The sequence below is a fragment of the Proteus sp. G2626 genome (assembly GCF_009915985.1).
GTDB classification, from domain to species: domain Bacteria; phylum Pseudomonadota; class Gammaproteobacteria; order Enterobacterales; family Enterobacteriaceae; genus Proteus; species Proteus vulgaris.
This window is the reverse complement of the sequence record NZ_JAABNH010000027.1, coordinates 497,802-519,915: the sequence shown is the minus strand read 5'-3', so window position 1 is coordinate 519,915 and position 22,114 is coordinate 497,802. Positions and strand designations below refer to the sequence as shown.

General features: G+C 38.4%; 16 protein-coding genes. 13 read left to right on the top strand and 3 right to left on the bottom strand.

The window, feature by feature from the left end:
• Positions 1-235: 235 nt before the first annotated feature.
• The 9 genes from nirB (at position 236) to oppF (ending at position 12,643) form a co-directional block, all read left to right on the top strand.
• On the top strand, positions 236-2,782 hold the full coding sequence (nirB, locus tag GWJ05_RS14895) for a nitrite reductase large subunit NirB (protein ID WP_036936417.1): 2,547 nt from the start codon (positions 236-238) through the stop codon (positions 2,780-2,782).
• Positions 2,779-3,111 (top strand): nitrite reductase small subunit NirD, encoded by a 333-nt coding sequence (gene nirD, locus GWJ05_RS14890; protein ID WP_036936420.1) that lies wholly within the window; start codon positions 2,779-2,781, stop codon positions 3,109-3,111. The genes nirB and nirD overlap by 4 nt, the downstream gene beginning before the upstream one ends.
• Positions 3,112-3,133: 22 nt before the next feature.
• The gene (cysG, locus tag GWJ05_RS14885; protein ID WP_036936423.1) at positions 3,134-4,516 is read left to right on the top strand and encodes a siroheme synthase CysG; all 1,383 of its coding nucleotides are present in this window, start codon (positions 3,134-3,136) and stop codon (positions 4,514-4,516) included.
• A gap of 654 nt (positions 4,517-5,170) precedes the next feature.
• Positions 5,171-6,808, top strand: a complete 1,638-nt coding sequence (locus tag GWJ05_RS14880; protein WP_036936425.1) for an ABC transporter substrate-binding protein — start codon at positions 5,171-5,173, stop codon at positions 6,806-6,808.
• Between the two features lie 270 nt (positions 6,809-7,078).
• A complete protein-coding gene (gene oppA, locus GWJ05_RS14875; RefSeq protein WP_036936428.1) occupies positions 7,079-8,716 on the top strand; it encodes an oligopeptide ABC transporter substrate-binding protein OppA in 1,638 nt (545 codons plus the stop codon).
• A gap of 78 nt (positions 8,717-8,794) precedes the next feature.
• Positions 8,795-9,715: an oligopeptide ABC transporter permease OppB gene (gene oppB / locus GWJ05_RS14870; protein ID WP_023581988.1), complete on the top strand. Its 921-nt coding sequence runs from the start codon at positions 8,795-8,797 to the stop codon at positions 9,713-9,715.
• 18 nt (positions 9,716-9,733) lie between these two features.
• Positions 9,734-10,642 (top strand): oligopeptide ABC transporter permease OppC, encoded by a 909-nt coding sequence (oppC, locus tag GWJ05_RS14865; RefSeq protein WP_036936432.1) that lies wholly within the window; start codon positions 9,734-9,736, stop codon positions 10,640-10,642.
• Between the two features lie 10 nt (positions 10,643-10,652).
• The gene (locus tag GWJ05_RS14860) at positions 10,653-11,639 is read left to right on the top strand and encodes an ABC transporter ATP-binding protein (protein WP_036936435.1); all 987 of its coding nucleotides are present in this window, start codon (positions 10,653-10,655) and stop codon (positions 11,637-11,639) included.
• Entirely contained in the window at positions 11,636-12,643 is a 1,008-nt protein-coding gene (gene oppF / locus GWJ05_RS14855; protein ID WP_036936438.1) for a murein tripeptide/oligopeptide ABC transporter ATP binding protein OppF, read from the top strand. Before GWJ05_RS14860 ends, oppF begins: the two co-directional genes overlap by 4 nt.
• Positions 12,644-12,932: 289 nt before the next feature.
• Here oppF and GWJ05_RS14850 read toward each other — a convergent pair whose 3' ends face one another.
• Together GWJ05_RS14850 and GWJ05_RS14845 are read right to left on the bottom strand one after the other, a co-directional pair.
• A complete protein-coding gene (locus GWJ05_RS14850; RefSeq protein ID WP_161681473.1) occupies positions 12,933-14,090 on the bottom strand; it encodes a pyridoxal phosphate-dependent aminotransferase in 1,158 nt (385 codons plus the stop codon).
• A gap of 158 nt (positions 14,091-14,248) precedes the next feature.
• Positions 14,249-15,124 (bottom strand): LysR family transcriptional regulator, encoded by an 876-nt coding sequence (locus GWJ05_RS14845; protein ID WP_087802287.1) that lies wholly within the window; start codon positions 15,122-15,124, stop codon positions 14,249-14,251.
• A 204-nt stretch (positions 15,125-15,328) separates the two neighbouring features.
• Here GWJ05_RS14845 and GWJ05_RS14840 point away from each other — a divergent pair, with 204 nt between their 5' ends.
• Positions 15,329-15,943, top strand: a complete 615-nt coding sequence (locus tag GWJ05_RS14840) for a LysE family translocator (RefSeq protein ID WP_161681472.1) — start codon at positions 15,329-15,331, stop codon at positions 15,941-15,943.
• 64 nt (positions 15,944-16,007) lie between these two features.
• Here the strand turns inward: GWJ05_RS14840 and GWJ05_RS14835 are convergent, their stop codons facing one another.
• Positions 16,008-18,050 carry a choline transporter gene (locus GWJ05_RS14835; protein ID WP_036936445.1) on the bottom strand — a complete coding sequence of 681 codons (2,043 nt, stop codon included), beginning with the start codon at positions 18,048-18,050 and terminating at the stop codon, positions 16,008-16,010.
• 209 nt (positions 18,051-18,259) lie between these two features.
• On the opposite strand from GWJ05_RS14835, the gene betI reads away from it, so the two are divergent.
• Genes betI through betA form a run of 3 tightly spaced genes read left to right on the top strand, consistent with a single transcriptional unit; the run spans position 18,260 to position 22,082 of the window.
• Positions 18,260-18,862 carry a transcriptional regulator BetI gene (betI, locus tag GWJ05_RS14830; RefSeq protein WP_161681471.1) on the top strand — a complete coding sequence of 201 codons (603 nt, stop codon included), beginning with the start codon at positions 18,260-18,262 and terminating at the stop codon, positions 18,860-18,862.
• A gap of 25 nt (positions 18,863-18,887) precedes the next feature.
• Complete coding sequence (betB, locus tag GWJ05_RS14825) at positions 18,888-20,363, top strand: betaine-aldehyde dehydrogenase (RefSeq protein ID WP_036936450.1); 1,476 nt, start codon at positions 18,888-18,890, stop codon at positions 20,361-20,363.
• Positions 20,364-20,402: 39 nt separating this feature from the next.
• A complete protein-coding gene (gene betA / locus GWJ05_RS14820) occupies positions 20,403-22,082 on the top strand; it encodes a choline dehydrogenase (RefSeq protein ID WP_161681470.1) in 1,680 nt (559 codons plus the stop codon).
• Positions 22,083-22,114: the final 32 nt, after the last annotated feature.

Sequence of the window (22,114 nt, the reverse complement as noted above, 5' to 3'; positions counted from 1 at the left end):
TGCGCAAAGTTTTAATTACGCTTACATATAACGCTTTGTTATAAGCAATCAAGATTAATTATGGTGGAAGAATAATTAACCGCAAGAATATGAGAGCGGAATACTCCTTTAGTAGTAACTGATTGACTATTAAGTTGTAGTAGCTGAATTGATTAAGCTGTATTTGATATTCATCAATATCCCTTATGAGTAGTTTCGTATTTTAGCTTTAGAAATCTTTAAATCTGAGGCAAAAATGAGCAAGAAAACACTCGCAATCATCGGTAACGGTATGGTGGGGCACCGTTATATCGAAGAGTTGATTGATAAAGGTGGCAATGAAGAATTTAATATTGTTGTCTTTTGTGAAGAACCTCGCGTTGCATATGATAGAGTCCATCTCTCCTCTTATTTTTCACATCACACCGCTGAAGAGCTCTCCTTAGTTAAACAAGGTTATTATGAAAAACACCAAATAGAAGTATTAATTGGTGAGCGCGTGATAACCATTAATCGTGACGAAAAAGTGGTACACACTAATACCGGACGTTGTGTCAGTTACGATAAATTAGTGATGGCAACAGGCTCTTATCCGTGGGTTCCTCCAATTAAGGGAAATAACTCGCCGGACTGTTTTGTCTATCGAACTATTGAAGATTTAAACGCTATTGAATCTTGCGCACGTATTAGTCGTAAAGGGGCGGTGATTGGTGGTGGGTTGTTAGGTTTAGAAGCAGCCGGTGCGTTAAAAAGCTTAGGTATTGAAACTCACGTTATCGAGTTTGCTCCAACCTTAATGGCAGAGCAGCTGGATACATTAGGTGGTGAGCAACTTAAGCGAAAAATAGAGCGTATGGGGGTAAAAGTGCATACCTCTAAAAACACCCAAGAAATATTATCAACTGGGGAAAGCGCGCGTAAAACACTGCAATTTGCAGATGGTACTTCTCTTGAAGTTGATTTTATTGTGTTTTCCACAGGTATTCGCCCGAAAGATAAATTAGCTCGTCAGTGTGATTTAGATATTGCACCACGAGGTGGCATAGTTATTAATGATTATTGCCAAACAACAGATCCTGATATTTATGCTATTGGTGAATGTGCATCTTGGCAAAATAAAACCTTCGGTTTAGTGGCGCCTGGCTACAAAATGGCGCAAGTTGCGGTCGATAATTTATTAGGCCATCACTCTGTTTTTCAGGGTGCTGATTTAAGTGCAAAATTAAAACTTCTCGGTGTCGATGTCGGCGGTATTGGTGATGCTCATGGGCAACAAGCAGGGTGTCGTAGCTATATTTATCTGGACGAAGGTAAAGAAATTTATAAACGCCTGATTGTTAGTGAAGATAATAAATATCTATTAGGTGCTGTATTAGTGGGTGATACCGAAGATTATGGCAATCTTTTACAACTATCACTCAATACCATTGAATTGCCAGAGCATCCAGACTCTTTGATTTTACCTGCACATGCTGGAAGTAAGCCGGCAATAGGTGTTGATTCATTACCTGAAACAGCGCAAATCTGCTCTTGTTTTGATGTAACAAAAGGCGACATTATTCAAGCAATTGAACAAGGTTGTCATACAGTCGCTGCCATTAAAGCGGAAACCAAAGCGGGTACAGGATGTGGTGGCTGTATTCCTCTTGTGACTCAAGTCTTAAATGCAGAATTAGCCAAACAAGGTATCGAAGTTAATCATCATCTTTGTGAACATTTTCACTATTCACGCCAAGAGCTTTATCACCTAATTCGTGTTGAAGGACTGAAAAGCTTTGATGAGTTATTGAAAAAACACGGTCAAGGCTATGGTTGTGAAGTGTGTAAACCAACCGTCGGTTCATTGCTTGCTTCATGTTGGAATGATTATATCTTGCGTGACGATTTAGTCTCTCTGCAAGATACTAATGATAACTTTCTCGCCAATATGCAAAAAGATGGGACTTATTCCATTATTCCACGCTCCCCTGGGGGGGAAATTACCCCCGCCGGCATTATTGCTATTGGGCAAATCGCTCAAGAATACAATTTGTATACCAAAATTACTGGATCGCAACGAATGGCGATGTTTGGTGCGCACAAACAGGATTTACCCGCTATTTGGGAAAAACTGATAGCGGCGGGTTTTGAAACCGGCCACGCGTATGCGAAAGCACTGCGAATGGTAAAAACATGTGTAGGCAGTAGTTGGTGTCGTTTCGGTGTTGGTGACAGTGTCGGTTTGGGCGTTGCACTAGAGCATCGTTATAAAGGCATTAGAACACCTCATAAGATGAAATTTGGTGTGTCAGGTTGTACTCGTGAATGTTCTGAAGCACAAGGAAAAGATGTCGGTATTATCGCCACAGATAAAGGCTGGAACCTCTATTTTGGTGGAAATGGTGGTATGAAACCTCGTCATGGAGATCTTTTTGCTTCTGATCTCGATGAAGAAACCTTAGTGCATTATATCGACCGTTTTATGATGTTTTATATTCGCACTGCCGATAAGCTGCAACGTACCTCTGTGTGGTTAGATAATTTAGAGGGCGGTATTGAATATTTACGTGATGTCATTATTAACGATAAATTAGGCTTAAATGCGCAGTTAGAAAAAGAACTTAACGCTTTACAAGAACGTGTTGCTTGTGAATGGAAAGAAACCGTTGATTCCCCAAAAGCATTAAAACGTTTTGCCCACTTTATTAATAACCCAATGCCTGATCCAACAGTGCAAACAGTAAAAGAACGATTTCAGCATCGTCCCGCACGTTTACATGAACGTATTGATATCAAACTGATAACTGAGGAGGCGCAATCATGAGCCAATGGATAGCTGTTTGCCAATTAGATGATATTACTCCGGGAACGGGTGTTTGTGCGCTGGTGGAACAAGATCACGTTGCTATCTTTCGCCCTTATTCTGATGCGCGTTTATATGCATTAAGCAATATTGATCCCTTTGCACATTCCAGTGTTTTATCTCGAGGATTAATTGCTGAACATGAAAACGAGTTGTATATCGTTAGTCCGCTAAAAAAACAGCATTTTCGTTTAGTTGATGGTTTTTGTCTTGAAGATGCGTCGTTTTCAATTGCGCATTTCGAAGTCAAGGTTGAAGACAATACAGTAAGCGTTCGTACTCGCCAGTAATTTAATAAATAGGGGAGTGAATATGGATTATTTTCCAATATTCTGTCAGCTCAAAGATAAACCGTGTTTATTAGTGGGTGGCGGTGAGATTGCTGAGCGTAAAGCCAGGTTGCTTATGGCAGCGGGGGCGATTATTTCTGTTGTCGCGCCTTCGTTTACTGAGCAGTTTATGCAATGGCACGCGGAGCAAAAACTAAACTGTATCACAGGGGGATTTGTTGCTGATTATTTGTTGGATAAATGGCTTGTTATTGCCGCAACAGATAGCGAGAAAGTGAATCAACAGGTTTTTCAAACGGCGACAGAAAAACAGATATTTTGTAATGTGGTTGATTCACCAGAGCAAGCCAGCTTTATTATGCCGTCTGTCATAGATCGTTCCCCTATTGTGGTGGCAATTTCATCGGGCGGAAAAGCACCTGTATTAGCCCGCATTTTGCGAGAAAAAATTGAGCAACTCCTCCCACATTATCTTGGCGCGCTAGCACAACTTGCCGGAAAATTACGCAATCAAATAAAACAGCGTTTTTCATCGATGAGTGCAAGACGTTATTTTTGGGAGCAGTTTTTTGCGGATAAATCATTACAAGCTGAAATAGAAGCACAAAGAAACGACGGTATCCAGCAACGTATTAGCGCACTATTATCTGAAAATCAGCAACCTCAAGGCAGTGTTGTTTTAGTCGGCGCTGGACCAGGTGATGCAGGGTTAATGACAATTAAAGGATTACAGCAGTGCCAGCAAGCTGATGTGGTAGTTTACGATAGATTAGTGTCTGATGAAGTAATGGCATTAGTTCGTCGAGATGCACAACGTATTTATGTGGGTAAGCAAGCCGGTTTCCATTGTGTTCCTCAAGATGAAATAAATCAAACTTTGATAAAAGAAGCGACGGCGGGCAAACGAGTTGTGAGATTAAAAGGCGGAGATCCTTTTATTTTTGGTCGAGGGAGTGAAGAATTAGAAGCCTTGATTGAACATCATATCCCATTTTCAGTGATCCCAGGTATTACGGCAGCATCAGGTTGTACGACTTATGCAGGTATTCCTCTAACCCATCGAGATTATGCTCAAAGTGTTCGCTTTATTACGGGGCATGGAAAAGGCTTAAATGAAGCAGAGTGGCAATGTATTGCGCAAGAGAATCAGACATTGGTGTTTTATATGGGATTAAGCAAAGCCTATTATATTCAGCAAATGTTACTTAGCCAAAACGTGTGCACGACGATGCCTGTCGCTATTATTGAAAAAGGGACATTGACAACACAAAAAGTGATAATTGGTCAATTATGTCAATTGGCAGAGATGGCGGAAACAATGGAAAGCCCGGCACTCATTATTGTGGGGGAAGTTGTTAAATTGCATGAGAAGCTACAATGGTTTCAATCGAAATTGGCTAAATAGCTGAAAAAAATTGAAGTTATCATTTAAAAATTAAAAACCTCTTTAATATTTGATATGTATATTAAAGAGGTTTTTTTTATCTAATGCATAGAAATATAAATGAAAATATTTTTTAATTTCATTTCAATTAAACAATTAGATTAAAATTTAAAAATAAATAATAAAAGTGAATATTTAATAATCTATGGTAATTTTTAGGTTGGAATTATTATTCAATTTAAAGCTCAATTTACCGCTATTTTTAATTAATTTCGAACTGAAACTCTTTACTTATAAAGCATCATAAAGTTCTGCGAGTTGGATAAAATCCTTCCTGATTATATTAATTCTGTGAGCTACGTAGGTTTTCTATCTATAAAACTTGCGTGATGTTAATTAAATGTTTATTTGTTGTTTTACCTCTTGTGATATTTATTTTTTATTTTTCTAAGATAGAACCTTTGAGGGCTAAATAAAGTTAAGTGATAAGAATACCGCATTAATTGACAAAATTTACGATAAGTGTAAAAAAGAAGCGTGTTGTTATCACTTTTTATCTTGTCTATATCTTAAAACACATAAGGGTAGTCATTATTACAATCAAAATTTAACAACGACGCAAATCGTTAATTGAGCGGCCCCGCTATAAATTACTGTTTATTAGGAGAGGTATCCATGAAAAATAAAGCTGTGTTAGCGACGATGTTTCCGATTAGTATTATATCACTTGCCTTAACCTCTTTTTTTTCTCATGCAGTGACTCTTCCTGAAGGCACTATTCTGGCAAAACAACAACATATTGTTATTAATAATGGTACAGAGGTTTCGTCGCTTGATCCGCACAAAGTAGAAGGCGCACCTGAAGGTAATATTATTTTAAATTTATTAGAAGGGCTGACTTATGTTGGGCCTAATGGTGAGAGCATACCTGGTGTTGCACAGCGTTGGGAAACGAATGACAACAAGGCGTGGACATTTTATTTGCGAGAAGATGCCAAGTGGAGTGATGGCACACCAGTGACAGCCGAGGACTTTGTTTACAGTTGGCGTCGCTTGGTTGATCCTAACACGGGGTCACCTTATGCCAGTTACCTTGAATATGCTTATGTTGAAAATGTTGCAGATATTCTTAGTGGTAAAAAATCCCCTGATACATTAGGTGTGAAAGCAATAAATCCTCATACCTTACAAGTGAATTTAACACAGCCAATCCCTTATTTGATTGATATGTTGAGTCACACGTCATTAAAACCTGTTAAAAAAGAAATTGTTGAAAAATATGGTGTGAATTGGACTCGACCAGAGAACTTTGTCGGTAATGGTGCTTATGTCATTGATAATTGGGTTGTGAATGAAAAGGTCACTTTAAAACGAAATCCGCTTTATTGGGATAATAAAAATACCATTATTGACCAAGCGATCTTTTTACCAATAAATTCAGAAACTAGTGATATTAATCGTTATCGTAGTGGTGAAATTGATATTACCAACAGCGCGATCCCGCCTGTTCTTTATAAAAAAATGAAACAAGAACAGCCTGAGAATTTACACGTTACACCTTATCTCTGTACTTTCTATTATGAACTCAATAATAAAAAAGCCCCTTTTGATGATGCACGAGTTAGGGAAGCCGTGAAATTAACGCTTGATAGACAAGTGATTGCCGAGAAAATAATGGGACAAGGGCAAATACCTGCTTACTCTTTTACACCATCGTTTATCGGGAATGGCAATTTTAAGCCACCTAAATGGGCATATTGGACACAACAACAACGTAATGAAAGGGCGCGCGAGTTATTAAAAGAGGCTGGGTTTGACAGCAAAAATCCGCTGACTTTCACACTGCTTTACAACACATCTGATCAAAATAAACAACAAGCGATTGCAGCTGCATCCATGTGGAAGAAAAGTATTGGCGCCAATGTTACGTTACAAAATCAAGAATGGAAAACAGCGCTTGAAAATCGTAATCAGGGTAATTACCAGGTCGCGAGAGCGACATGGTGTGCGGATTATAATGAACCAACCTCATTTTTAAACTCATTTCTTTCAAAAAGTAGCCTAAATACTGTTTTTTATGAAAACAAAGCGTATGACGACACATTAAATAATGCGTTGAATGCTGTTGATAAAAGTGCTCGCCATCAACTCTATCAACACGCTGAAGCCTTGCTAGATAAGGATTCTGCGATAGTGCCTGTTTATTATCGGGTCAGTGTTAGGTTAGTTAGTCCAAAAGTAGGTGGTTTTACAGGTAAAGACCCCTTTGATTATACGGACTTAAAGCGCTATTTTATAAAGGCAGATAACTAAAACTGGTAAGTTATGGGTATTCTATAGCAATATCTGATTTTAATTATCGAAAAGCAATTTTAATAAAGTACGACCCAAAAGTACTACACAAAAATATTACGGCATAAAAAATTATAATGTTATCAAACAAATATGTATTGATAGCAAATAAGCAATATTGATTTATTTTTTGTAAAAACAATAAATTGTGCGAAACGTTCCAAAAGCACAATGTAGCATCACAGAACGGTTGTTATACAACCCGCTCACTAACTGGGAGTAATTTATAAGATGAGAAGTTTAACTAAAAAGAGTGCGTTGGCGATTGCAATTGGTGCAATTTTTGGATTATCAACGCTAGCAGCACAAGCTGCTGTTGTGCCTGATGGGGTGAAATTAGCTGAAAAACAAGTGCTGGTACGTAATAACGGCTCTGAACCACAGTCACTTGATCCACATAAAATTGAAGGTGTACCAGAATCTGCATTAGCGCGTGATCTTTTCGAAGGGGTAACTATTGTTGGCCCTGATGGCGAAATTTTACCAGGCTCTGCGACTAGCTGGGAAAATAAAGATTTTACTGTTTGGACATTTAAAATTCGTGAAGGCGCTAAATGGTCAAATGGTGAGCCCGTTACAGCACAAGACTTTGTGTATAGTTGGCAACGTTTAGCGGATCCTAATACAGCTTCTCCTTATGAAAGTTATCTGCAATATGCGCATATTGTCAATATTGACGATATTATTGCAGGTAAGAAAAAGGCCACAGAATTAGGTGTTAAGGCATTAGATAACAATACATTAGAAGTGACATTATCAGAAGCGGTGCCTTATTTACCAAAATTATTAGCTCACTCCTCCATGTCACCCGTTAACCAAAGAGTGATTGAAAAATTTGGTGAAAAATGGACACAACCTGCTAATTTCGTCGGCAACGGCGCTTATAATTTAAAAGACTGGACAGTCAACGAACGTATTGTTTTAGAACGTAGCCCAACATACTGGGATAACAAAAATACCGTTATTGATAAAGTTACGTTCTTACCTATCTCATCAGAAGTGACTGATGTAAACCGCTACCGTGCGGGCGAAATCGATATGACATATAGCAATTTGCCGATTGAATTTTTCCAAAAACTGAAAAAAGAGATCCCCGATGAATTGCGTATAAGTCCGTATTTATGCACGTATTATTATGAAATTAATAATGAGAAAGCACCGTTTGACGATCCGCGTGTTCGAGAAGCACTTAAGCTCTCAATGGACAGAGATATCATCACTTATAAAGTGAAAAACCAAGGTGATATCCCTGCTTACGGTTTTACCCCACCATTTACTGATGGCATAAAAGAGAATAAACCTGAGTGGTTTGCGACTTGGACCCAAGAGCAACGCAATGAGAAAGCTCGTCAATTGTTAGAAGAGGCGGGCTATAACAAAGCCAATCCGCTGAAATTTAAGCTTTTGTATAACACGTCTGATCTTCACAAAAAAGTGGCGATTGCCGCATCTTCAATTTGGAAGAAAAACTTAGGTGCAGAAGTGTCTCTTGAAAACCAAGAGTGGAAAACTTTCTTAGATACGCGTCACCAAGGCACTTATGATGTTGCTCGTGCCGGTTGGTGCGCAGATTATAACGAACCTTCTTCATTCCTGAACATGATGCTGTCTTACAGCAGTAACAATACTGTTCACTATAAAAACACAGAATTTGACGCATTGATCAAAGAGTCTTTACGTGTGAAATCTGATGATGAACGTGCTGCTATTTATCAAAAAGCAGAAGGCGTATTAGATAAAGATTCCGCTATCGTTCCACTTTACTACTATGTAAACACCCGCTTAGTGAAACCTTATGTGGGGGGATATTCAGGTAAAGATCCATTAGATAATTTACATACTAAAGACTTGTACATTATTGCTAAGTAATCGGGCGAGGCCTTGTCTTTTTAAGGCAAGGTCTTTTTATCGTCACGCCTGAATAGGTTTGTGTTATAGGAACGGGCAATGCTCAAATTTATTTTTCGTCGCTTTTTAGAAGCGATACCGACTCTATTTATTCTAATAACGATTTCGTTTTTTATGATGCGCTTAGCGCCGGGTAGCCCGTTTACGGGTGAAAGAAAACTCCCGCCTGAGGTAATGGCAAATATTGAAGCGAAATACCATTTAAACGATCCCATTTATAAGCAATATTTCGATTATTTAATTCAGTTATCGAAAGGGGATTTAGGGCCTTCTTTTAAATATAAAGACTACAGTGTAAACACCTTAGTCGGTAAAGCATTCCCTGTATCAGCTAAATTAGGGTTGTCGGCATTTATTTTTGCCGTGATTTTAGGCGTGGGGGCAGGCGTGATAGCCGCACTGAATCAAAACACCAAATGGGATTATACCGTCATGACTTTTGCCATGACGGGGGTTGTCATACCGAGTTTTGTTGTTGCGCCACTGCTTGTGCTTATTTTTGCCATTACCTTAAGGTGGTTGCCTGCAGGGGGCTGGAATGGTGGTGCGGTGCAATACATGTTGTTACCAATGATTGCATTATCACTCTCTTACATTGCCAGTATCTCGCGTATTACCCGTAGTTCAATGATTGAAGTGTTACACTCAAACTTTATCAGAACGGCAAAAGCGAAAGGCTTGCCGATGAAAAGAATTGTACTGCGTCATGCTTTAAAACCTGCATTGCTACCTGTTATCTCTTATATGGGGCCGGCATTCGTCGGGATTATTACGGGCTCTATGGTGATTGAAACTATCTTTGGATTACCGGGTATTGGACAACTTTTCGTTAATGGTGCTTTAAACCGTGATTATTCATTGGTATTAAGTCTAACAATTATCGTAGGGGCATTAACGATTTTCTTTAATGCGATTGTCGATATTTTATATGCCGTTATTGATCCGAAAATTCGTTATTAATAGACACTGGAGCGCGTTATGTTATCACTGAAGGAAAACAGCGAAGCTCTGGGGAATTTCTCGGAGCAGCTAGATATTGAAGGTCGTAGTTTATGGCAAGATGCTCGCCGTCGTTTTATGCACAATAAAGCCGCGATCACGAGCCTTGTGTTACTTTTCTTTATTTTATTATTTGTTATTTTTGCCCCGATGCTATCGCCCTTTGTTTATGACGATACTGATTGGGAAATGATGTCAATGGCACCTGACTTTGCTTCTTCTCACTATTTTGGTACTGACTCATCTGGGCGTGATTTATTAGTACGTGTTGCGATTGGTGGTCGTATCTCATTAATGGTTGGTATTGCGGCTGCTTTTGTTGCGGTTATTGTCGGCACACTTTATGGCGCAATGGCAGGTTATATTGGTGGGCGTGTTGATTCAATCATGATGCGTTTACTCGAAATCTTAAACTCATTCCCATTTATGTTCTTTGTTATCTTATTGGTGACATTTTTTGGTCAAAATATCTTACTGATTTTTGTTGCGATTGGTATGGTCTCTTGGCTAGACATGGCACGTATTGTAAGGGGACAAACTTTAAGTCTAAAACGTAAAGAGTTTATTGAAGCGGCATTAGTTTGTGGTGTGTCATCACGTAATATCGTGTTAAAACATATTGTACCTAACGTGTTGGGCGTGGTTGTGGTTTATGCCTCGTTATTAGTGCCTAGCATGATTTTATTTGAATCCTTCTTAAGCTTCTTAGGATTAGGTACACAAGAGCCGTTAAGTAGTTGGGGGGCACTATTAAGTGATGGTGCAAACTCAATGGAAGTTTCTCCTTGGCTGTTACTTTTCCCAGCTTCGTTCTTAGTTGTCACCCTGTTTTGCTTTAACTTTATCGGTGATGGCTTACGTGACGCATTAGATCCGAAAGATCGTTAAGGAGAACAAAATGACAAATACAACAAACAAGTCGTTATTAAGTGTTAAAGATCTCAGCGTCACTTTCGGTACCGCAGATGGTGACGTCACCGCAGTTAATAAACTAAATTTTGAATTATCAGCAGGTGAAACCTTAGGTATTGTTGGTGAATCGGGTTCAGGTAAATCACAAACGGCTTTCGCCTTAATGGGATTATTAGCAAAAAATGGTCGCACAGCGGGTAGTGCTAACTTTAATGGGCGTGAGATCTTAAATCTTCGTCAAAGCGAATTAAATAAAATGCGCGCTGAAGAGATATCCATGATATTTCAAGATCCCATGACATCACTTAACCCGTATATGAAAGTTGGCGCACAGCTTATTGAAGTGTTGATGTTACATAAAGGCATGAGTAAAAATGATGCTTATGCAGAATCAGTGCGTATGCTAGATGCAGTAAAAATGCCTGAAGCCCATAAACGAATGAGTATGTATCCTCATGAATTCTCAGGTGGGATGCGCCAACGTGTTATGATTGCTATGGCATTACTGTGTAAGCCAAAACTTTTAATTGCTGATGAACCGACAACTGCACTGGATGTGACAGTCCAAGCGCAGATCATGACACTACTAAATGAGCTTAAAAATGATTTAAACACTGCAATTATTATGATCACCCATGACTTAGGGGTTGTTGCGGGAATTTGCGATAAAGTATTGGTGATGTATGCAGGACGCACCATGGAGTATGGAAATGCGCGTGATATTTTCTATCAACCTTCACATCCTTATTCTATCGGGTTGCTACAAGCTGTTCCGCGTTTAGATGGCGAAGATGAGCGCCTAGCGACCATTCCAGGTAATCCACCTAATTTATTACGCTTGCCAAAAGGTTGTCCGTTCCAACCACGCTGTCAGTATGCAACAGAGCAATGTTTGACGAATGAGCCTGAATTAGCGCAATTTGCACAAGGGCGATTACGTGCCTGTTTTAAAGCGGTGGAGGAATTGGTATGACGCAAGCCACATTACAAGATAGAAAAGTTATCCTTGAAGTGAATGATTTAAAAGTCTATTTCGATGTTCAAGATAATAAACAGTGGTTTTGGAAGGCGAAAAAAAGCTTAAAAGCCGTCGACGGTGTCACACTACGTTTATATGAAGGTGAAACTCTCGGTGTTGTTGGTGAATCAGGTTGCGGTAAATCGACTTTTGCACGAGCTATTATTGGTTTAGTCAAAGCTTCAGGTGGGACGGTCTCTTGGCTAGGTAATGATTTGCTAGGAATGGGCAATAAGCAATGGCGAGATATTCGCCAAGATATCCAGATGATTTTCCAAGATCCACTGGCTTCCTTAAATCCAAGAATGACGATTGGGGATATTATTGCTGAACCTCTTAAAACTTATCACCCTAAAATGAAACAGGCGCAGGTAGTTGAAAAAGTCAAAGCAATGATGATGCGAGTTGGATTATTGCCAAACTTAATCAACCGTTATCCTCATGAATTCTCAGGTGGGCAATGCCAGCGTATTGGTATTGCGCGTGCATTAATTCTAGAGCCTAAATTAGTGATTTGTGATGAGCCTGTTTCTGCATTAGACGTATCAATTCAAGCACAGGTTGTTAACTTACTTAAAGATATTCAAAAAGAGATGGGATTATCTTTGATTTTTATTGCGCACGATCTTGCTGTAGTAAAACACATTTCAGATCGTGTCTTAGTGATGTATTTAGGGCATGCAGTGGAATTAGGCACCTATGATGAGGTTTATCATCATCCATTACATCCTTATACCAAAGCATTAATGTCAGCAGTACCTATCCCTGATCCTGATAAAGAACGCAATAAGCATATTGATTTATTAGAAGGGGAGTTACCTTCTCCAATTAATCCGCCATCAGGTTGCATCTTTCGTACACGTTGCCCAATGGCTGATGAAGAATGTGCCAAAACACGCCCTTTATTAGAAGGGAGTTTCCGCCATGCCGTCTCTTGCTTAAAAGTGGATCCGCTTTAAGATTTCACTTATTTAAATTTAGCTACCACTACCAATGCCTGATATTTATCAGGCATTTTTCTATTAATAAAAAATTAAAATTTAATATTAGGATCATTTTTTGTATATCGAAATAACTATGTGAATTATATCACTGAGTCATATTTTCAATGTGATAGCTTATTGTTGACTATTTCATTGATATTCTGTTTTTTTTTAGGAAAATTATGAAAAAAGTGCATAAAAACGCCCTTGATAGTATTTTCAAGCGCGTTATTTTCATCAACTGCTAATTAATCATTAAATCAGACTAAATCCAACCTTTAGTTCTAAAGGCTTTTAATGTAGTGACGAAATATCTCATCTCTTCGGGTGTGCCTAACGTTAAACGGCTCCAACCCAAAGCGGGGGGAAATTCACGTCCAACCATTATGTTCGCGTCTTTCATTCTATTTTGATAGGTTTTCACATCACCTTTAACTTTATGGAATATAAAATTGGCATGAGAAGGTGCGTATTCAATATCCAGCTCTTTTAAGACATCAACTACCATTTGGCGTGAAACATCAATCGACTTACGGCTATATTCCACATAGGCTTTATCTTTTAATGAGGCTAATGCGGCAACGGCACCTGCAGTATTAGTATTATCAATGGAAACAAACACATCAACATCCGCAACAACGTCAGGAACAGCAACACCATAACCCACACGAAGTCCTGCTAATGCATAAATTTTTGAGAAAGTACGAGCGACAATCAGATTTTTATATCCTGCTTCAACTAACGTAATTGCACTGGTAAATTCAGGTGTTGAAACAAACTCAGCGTATGCTTCATCAATGATAAAAAAGACATTCTCTTTTGCTGATTTTATCCAATGGGTTAAAGCTGCAGTTGGCGTCAACATTGCTGTTGGATTATTCGGATTACACAGATATACCATGCTGATGCCATCAAATTCTTGAGCTTTTTTTTGCATGGTTTCTAAATCAAAAGCTAATGTTTTATCAACAGGGATTTTAACGATTTTTACCCCTAAAGGTTCTGCATAAAGCTCTGCATAGTTAAACGTGGGATCAGGAACAATCAGTTGAATTGCTTTACCTTCTTTTTGTGCTTTGTTCGCAACATATTGCACTGCTGCTTGAATTGTCTCAGATGAGCCATTTCCTAAAGAAATATGCTTGTCTGAAAGTTTAAATTCTTTTCCTAACTCATTAATTAACTTGCTACGAGCATCATCTGGATATCTAAATGCATTAGGTAAGGCATTAATAATGGCCTGTTTAGCTTTTTGTGACATACTTAATGAGTTTTCATTGAAATTAAGCAGTAACGGATTTTCTGCATTAAAAACCAATTTATTTTTTAGTGTTTCATTGGCATAAACTGAACTCACAAAAGGACTTAATGATAATCCGCTAATAACTAGGCTTGATGATGTTAAAAATGACCGACGATTCATGTTATGTTTCCCAAGTAAATTATTCTATGTTTTATTAGTTCACATAGATTACTAAAAAAAAGAAAGAAGTAAATAAATATGATAAAATTATAATTATTTATTCATCTTATTTTTTGGGAGCAAACAAATAGTTGAATGACTTTGAGATAAAATTACGATTACCTTTGCAATTCTTCAGTCTCTATTGCACATTTTTCCGCTTCAGCAATGATCCAGTTTTTAAATTTATCTTGCTTTGAGTTAGGCATAATTTCACTGGGTGAGAGTAAGTAATAGCTTGAACCATCATTAACAAAGCCGTGTGTGGCGATAAGCTGTTGATCTTTTAATTCATCTTGTACCATAAGAAAAGAGGCTATCGTCGTACCTAATCCCGCTAGAGCCGCCTGAATAGCCAGATAAAAATGTTCATACTGACTGGTACTGGTAGAAGCAAATGTCATACCCGAATATTGATACCAATCTTGCCAAGCTTGAGGGCGCGATAGAGTCGTTAATTGGTTATTTACATGATGGATATTATTAGGCTTTATGACAGCTCCAATTTTTTCATCACACACTTTTTCTGCATAAATATTCTTATTCCATAAAAAATCATCCCGTCGAAAGGCCAAATCAACTCCTTCTTTATTAAAATCAATTGCACCTCCCGCGGCAACTAGGTGCAACGTGATTTCAGGATGTAATGCATAAAAGTGAGAAAGGCGAGGAATAAGCCATTTCATGGCAATAGTCGGTTCACATGAAACCACTAATACGGGATTATTTAAAGGTGAACGAAGATGTGTAACCGCGTCTTCAAGCTGTTCAAATATTGAAGAAGTTGTTTTATATAAATATCGTCCTGCTTCATTTAAATAAACTGCGCGATTACGGCGTTCAAATAAAGGAATACCTAATTCATCTTCTAATAATCGGACTTGTCGGCTTACCGCACTGTGTGTGACATGAAGTTGCTCTGCGGCACTGACAAAACTGCCCGTTTGTGCGGCACTATTAAAAAAACGTAAGGATGTTAAAGAGGGCATTTTCATAAAAGTAAGCCATAAAGTAAGTAATAAAATAGACGATGAAAACTTACAGATATATTGCAAGATAAATCGCTTTTTATTTTTAGTCAAATTAGCAAAATAGATTGGCTTATGGTGGATTAAATAGATTTTTTATTAAAATAAGAACCTATTTTATGTCACTTTTTATTACTTATAATTAACTCGAAAGTGAGAATAAGGAAAACAATGAGTGAGCTAATTGCTGTAGCGGTGATCACAATATTGGCAGTTATTAGTCCTGGGCCTGATTTTGCTATGGTGACAAAAAATAGTTATTCCTATGGTGTGAAAGTTGGACTTGTTACGGCGATTGGTATTGCGATTGGTGTTCAGATTCATGTTTTTTATACTGTATTTGGTGTTTCTTTTATTATTACAGGATCCCCAATACTCTTTTTTATGATGAAGTTATTCGGTGTGGGGTATTTAATTTATTTAGGCTTTAAATCATTAATCAATAAAACGCAATTAACGATTGAAAATGCGATAAATTCAGCCCCTAGTGCGTATCAGGCATTATGCAGTGGTTTTCTCACTAATGCACTAAATCCTAAAACAATGCTATTTGTTATTGCGCTTTATACACAAGTGGCTAATTTAAGTCACCCGCTCTGGGTAAACCTTTCTTATGGCATGTTTATCTCTGTTGCACATTGGGTTTGGTTTAGCTGTGTTGCGTTATTTTTCTCTACGCCTTTATTACGAACAAAGATACTTTCGCATCAAAAAATCGCAGATAAAATGATTGGCGTATTACTCATTCTTTTGGGCGTTGGATTGCTGTTTATTTCAGTGAAATAAAAATATATCTAATAAAAAAAGGAGATCACATAATGATCTCCTTTTCTTTATTTTCAGTTACTATTTAGTTTGATTCAGGGAAAGTTAGTGTTGTTCCCGGTGCTTCACGACTAAGATGAATAAAATTTAAGTGTTTTTCATATTGGTCTAAAATATCCGTGATCACCTGCTCTTTGGTGTAATCCATTAAGTCATTACCTTGTGTACCTTCCCATAAATAGGTTTCTAAACGGTAATAATCTGATTTACCTCGGCGAGCACGATAGGTAAATGCGGGTACTGAATATTTTTGTGGCCAAATTTGATAAATAAAATTCTGTTCTTGATCGAGATCGACCACAAGCTCCAAATGATGTAAGCGTTCATTATCTTCAATTGGGTAAGAATTGAATTCGACTTTAGCTCCACGTAATAAAAGCTCTTTAGCAACATCTTGCATTGCTGGCATACAGGTTAAATCTAACATGCGTTGTGTATAGGTTGTTCCTGGGAAGTTCATAACCCGCCCTAAACGCTGTTTCCAATTCATCGTGGTATTACCATAAAGTGGCGCAGGTGCATTGGTGTTTAGAGAACTAACACGTCTAAAATCTTCGACTTTTAATGATTTATAAAGCCCTGCCATAATAAAAAAAATAACAAAACTGAAGGGCAATCCCATGATAATTGTTGTGTTTTGTAATGCCGAAATACCATCGGCCATTAACATACCTAATGTTAACAATCCAATGGCAATAGACCAAAAAATACGAAGCCAGTTGGGTGCATCGTTATTAACATGACTTAATTGAGAGGTGAAATTACCTAATACTAATGAACCGGAATCGGCTGAGGTGACATAAAATAATAGCCCCGTAATTGTAGCGACAGAAGCCGTTAAACCAAAACCGGGGTAGAGTTCTAATAAGGAATAAAATCCTTTTTCAGGTGCTTCTAATACTGTTTGTGCTAGTTCTTTATTGCCGTGGATCACTTCATATAATGCGCTGTTACCAAAAATAGATAACCATAACAGTGTAAAAACAAAGGGAATAATTAATGTGCCTATGACAAACTGTCGAATAGTTCGTCCTCTTGAGATCCGTGCTAAAAATAGACCAACAAAAGGTGACCATGCAACCCACCAAGCCCAGAAAAATAGTGTCCAGCTATTCATCCAATCTGTTGGTTTATCAAATGCAAAGCTATTTAACGTCATCCCTAAGAAACGATTAGTATAATCACCGACATTTAATACCAATGCATTTAATAAAAATTCAGTATCACCTGCAAATAAGATAAATAAAATAAGTCCCAAGGCGAGTAATACGTTCAGTTCAGATAAAATTCTGATCCCTTTATTGACACCTGATGTTGCCGAAATAACCGCCATAATAACTGATAATAGAATTAATCCTCCTTGAACACCCAACCCTTGAGGTAAATCAAAAAGAACTTTTAGACCATAATTAAGTTGTACAACACCAATACCTAATGTTGTTGCAATACCAAAAATAGTTCCTAATACAGCAGCGATATCAACAGTATGACCAATTGGGCCATAAATACGATTTCCAAAGATAGGATAAAGTGCAGAACGTATAGTCAATGGTAAATTGTAACGATAACTAAAATAGCCTAGTGCAATACCAATAAGTGCATACATAGACCAGCCCGTCAGGCCATAGTGGAATAAAGTCCACACCATCGACTGACGGGCTGCTTCTATTGTTTCACCTTCGCCAGTTGGCGGTAACATATATTGTGTAATGGGTTCTGCCACAGAGAAAAACATCAAATCAATCCCAATACCTGCTGCAAATAACATTGCAGACCAACTTAAAACACTAAATTCAGGTTTTGATTGTTCAGGTCCTAATTTGATATTTCCAAAACGAGAAGTGGCAACAAAAATAACAAAAACAATATATAACGTTGCTGCCAATAAATAGTACCAACCAAAGGTTTTTGATACCCATCCCAGTGTTGCCACAATCCATGTATTTGCTGTTTCTGTCATGAGAATCGTGAAAAAAGAAAACGCTAAAATTAGCGTTGCTGAAGCGAAAAAAACGACAGAGTTTAGCTTGTCTTTCTGGGGTTTTTTTGTGCTGTTAAGAGTTGTCATCAGAAATTCCAAAAATTTATTTATCTAAAAGTTAAAAGTTGCATTCTTTGTTAACTAATTGAATTAGTTGCAAAGATTCAAATTTTCACAATGTCCTCCCATGTTTATTTGTAAACTAATTGTGATAAACAATAGTTAATATTGATTGAATGTTCAATTAAAAAAACGTTTAATAAATGTGTTCAATGTATTTTTTAGGTCTTTAAAACATGCCGAAGATAGGAATGCAGTCGATACGTAAACAGCAATTAATCCAAGCGACGTTAGCAGTCATTAATGAGGTTGGAATGCAAGAGGCGAGTATCGCATTGATAGCTCGAAAAGCCGGTGTTTCTAACGGCATTATTAGCCACTACTTTCGTGATAAAAATGGATTATTGGAAGCTGCCATGCGCCATATTCAATATCAATTAGGTTTTGCGGTGGCGATACGCTTAAGAATGTTAAGTGATGCAACACCTAAACAACGCATCCAAGCCATTGTTGAGGGTAATTTTGATACCACTCAAACCAGTGAAGCTGCGATGAAAACATGGTTAGCGTTTTGGGCAAGTAGTATGCATCAGCCTAATTTGAATCGTCTACAAAAGGTCAATGATAAAAGGCTTTATTCCAATTTAAGTTACGAGTTTGGGCGTGTTCTTGCTAAAGATCAAGCTCGTTTGGCTGCAAAAGGGTTAGCCGCATTAATTGATGGCTTATGGCTACGAAGTGCATTGAGTAATGCCCCTTTTTCTCTTGATGAAGCTAAAACCATTACCAATGAATATATCGATATGCAACTTGCAAATCGGAGCCCAATAAAGACCTAAAAAAACCAATAACAAAGGAGAAACTATGCCAAACCCACCGTTACAGAAACTTTATATTCATGGTGGATATGTTGATTGTGCACAACCGGAATGTGAGCAATTTGAAGCGATTAATCCAGCTAATGGCGAAGTGATCGCACATTTACAGTCCGCGAGTGAAGAAGATATCAATTGGGCCGTTGAAAGTGCTAAACAAGGACAAAAAATATGGGCCGCAATGACAGCAATGGAACGCTCTCGAATTTTACGACGTGCTGTTGATATTTTGCGTGAACGTAATGATGAATTGGCTCATTTAGAAACCTTAGACACAGGCAAACCGCTATCTGAAACACGCTATGTTGATATTGTGACGGGAGCTGATGTTTTAGAGTATTACGCAGGTCTGATCCCAGCCCTTGAAGGGGAGCAAATTCCGCTTAGGGAAACCGCTTTTGTTTATACGCGACGTGAGCCTTTGGGAATTGTTGCTGGGATTGGTGCTTGGAATTATCCCATTCAAATCGCGTTGTGGAAATCGGCACCTGCACTTGCCGCGGGTAATGCGATGATCTTTAAACCGAGTGAAATGACTTCACTTACGGCATTAAAATTGGCTGAAATATACACCGAAGCGGGATTGCCGAAAGGGGTTTTTAATGTTGTTACAGGAAAAGCCAATGTAGGACAGTGGCTAACACAACATCCTGATATTGCTAAAGTTTCCTTTACTGGTGGAATTGAAACCGGTAAGAAGGTGATGTCAAATGCCTCTGCATCAAGTTTAAAAGAAGTGACAATGGAGCTTGGTGGAAAATCGCCTTTAATTATTTTTGATGATGCAGATTTAGATACCGCCGCTGATATTGCGATGATGGCGAATTTTTATAGTTCAGGGCAGGTGTGTACTAATGGTACTCGTATTTTTGTTCCTGAAAGATTAAAACCTGCATTTGAAGCGAAAATTACAGAGCGCGTATCACGTATTAGGATCGGTTCTCCTCTTGAAATGGATACTAATTTTGGTCCATTGGTCAGTTTTCCTCATCTTGAAAAAGTCTTGAATTATATTGAGTTAGGTAAAACTCAAGGGGCGAGATTACTTTGCGGTGGTCATCGTCTATTGGAAGGCAATTTGGCTCAAGGCGCTTATGTTGCCCCTACCGTTTTCACAGATTGCACTGATGATATGAAAATCACGCAAGATGAAATTTTCGGCCCTGTGATGAGTATTCTCAGTTATCAAACTGAAGATGAAGTGATTTTACGCGCAAATAATAGCGTTTATGGTTTAGCTGCAGGTCTTGTCACCAAAGATCTCACAACAGCTCACCGTGTTATTCACCAATTAGAAGCTGGTATTTGTTGGATTAATACATGGGGAGAGTCTCCAGCAGAAATGCCAGTGGGTGGCTATAAACATTCTGGCGTAGGGCGTGAAAACGGGCTTGTTACATTACAGAATTATACTCAAATAAAATCAATTCAAGTTGAACTTGGGGAGTTTTCATCCGTTTTTTAATCCATTCTTTTTTTAATGACTGAAACAGAGGAGATAACAATGGTCTATGACTACATTATTATCGGTGCTGGTTCAGCCGGTAACGTTCTTGCTACCCGCTTGACAGAAGATCCTGAAGTTACTGTGCTGCTCCTTGAAGCTGGAGGTCCGGACTACAGGTTCGATTTTCGCACACAAATGCCAGCGGCATTAGCTTATCCGTTACAAGGTAGGCGATATAACTGGGCTTATGAAACTGAGCCTGAACCCTATATGAATAACCGACGAATGGAATGTGGTCGTGGTAAAGGGCTTGGTGGATCATCATTAATCAATGGTATGTGTTATATTCGCGGTAATGCGATGGATTTTAATGGTTGGGCTAAATTACCCGGTCTTGAAGAGTGGGATTATTTAAGCTGTTTGCCTTATTTTCGTAAAGCTGAAACACGTGATATTGGTGCTAATGATTACCATGGTGATAAAGGGCCCGTAAGCGTGACTACGCCGAAAAAAGGCAATAATATCTTATTTCAAGCAATGATTGAGGCTGGTGTACAAGCGGGATATCCAAGAACGGTTGACCTTAACGGCTATCAGCAAGAGGGTTTTGGCCCGATGGATAGAACCGTCACACCTAAAGGTCGTCGAGCAAGCACAGCAAGAGGCTATCTTGATCAAGCCAAAGTACGTAAAAACTTAACGATTGAGACTCATGCGACAACAGATATCATCGAATTTGAAGGTAAAAAAGCCGTGGGTGTTCGTTATTTTTCAGGAGAAAACACCACACCTCATCGTGTCAAAGCCAATCGAGAAGTCTTACTTTGCGCTGGTGCAATTGCTTCGCCTCAAATTTTGCAACGTTCGGGGGTGGGGCCTGAAAAGGTATTAAATGAATTTAATATTTCACCTGTACATGTATTACCGGGTGTTGGGGAAAATCTGCAAGATCATTTAGAAATGTATTTGCAGTATGAATGTAAAAAACCTGTTTCACTTTATCCTGCTTTAAAATGGTATAACCAACCTAAGATTGGTGCGCAATGGTTATTTCAAGGAACAGGTATAGGTGCAAGTAATCAATTTGAAGCTGGGGGATTTATTCGCTCTAGCGAAAAATACGCGTGGCCTAATATTCAATTCCACTTTCTGCCCGTCGCCATCAATTATAATGGGACCAATGCCGTAGATATTCATGGTTTCCAAGCACATGTGGGATCGATGCGTTCACCTAGTAGGGGGCGAGTAAAATTAGCATCTACAGATCCTCATCAACATCCAAGTATCTTGTTTAATTACATGTCCACAGAACAAGATTGGGAAGAGTTTCGTGCAGCAATTCGGATCACACGAGAAATAATGGCACAACCTGCATTAGATCCTTATCGTGGAGAAGAAATTAGCCCTGGGAAACACATTCAAAGTGATGAAGAACTTGATGCTTTTGTTAGAGAACGAGCAGAAACGGCATTTCACCCTTGTGGTACTTGTAAAATGGGTACAGATGAAATGGCGGTTGTTGATGGGGAAGGTCGAGTACATGGTATTAAAAACTTAAGAGTTATTGATGCATCTATTATGCCTTTAATTATTACAGGTAATTTGAATGCGACTACCATTATGATGGCAGAAAAGCTAGCTGATAAGGTAAGAGGAATAGCACCTTTACCTAAAAGCGAGGCTGACTATTACGTTGCAGGTGATCAACCTGCGAGAAAAATAAATTTAAACGCCTAATTTACTGGTTATAAAAGAGGAATGTAAATTCC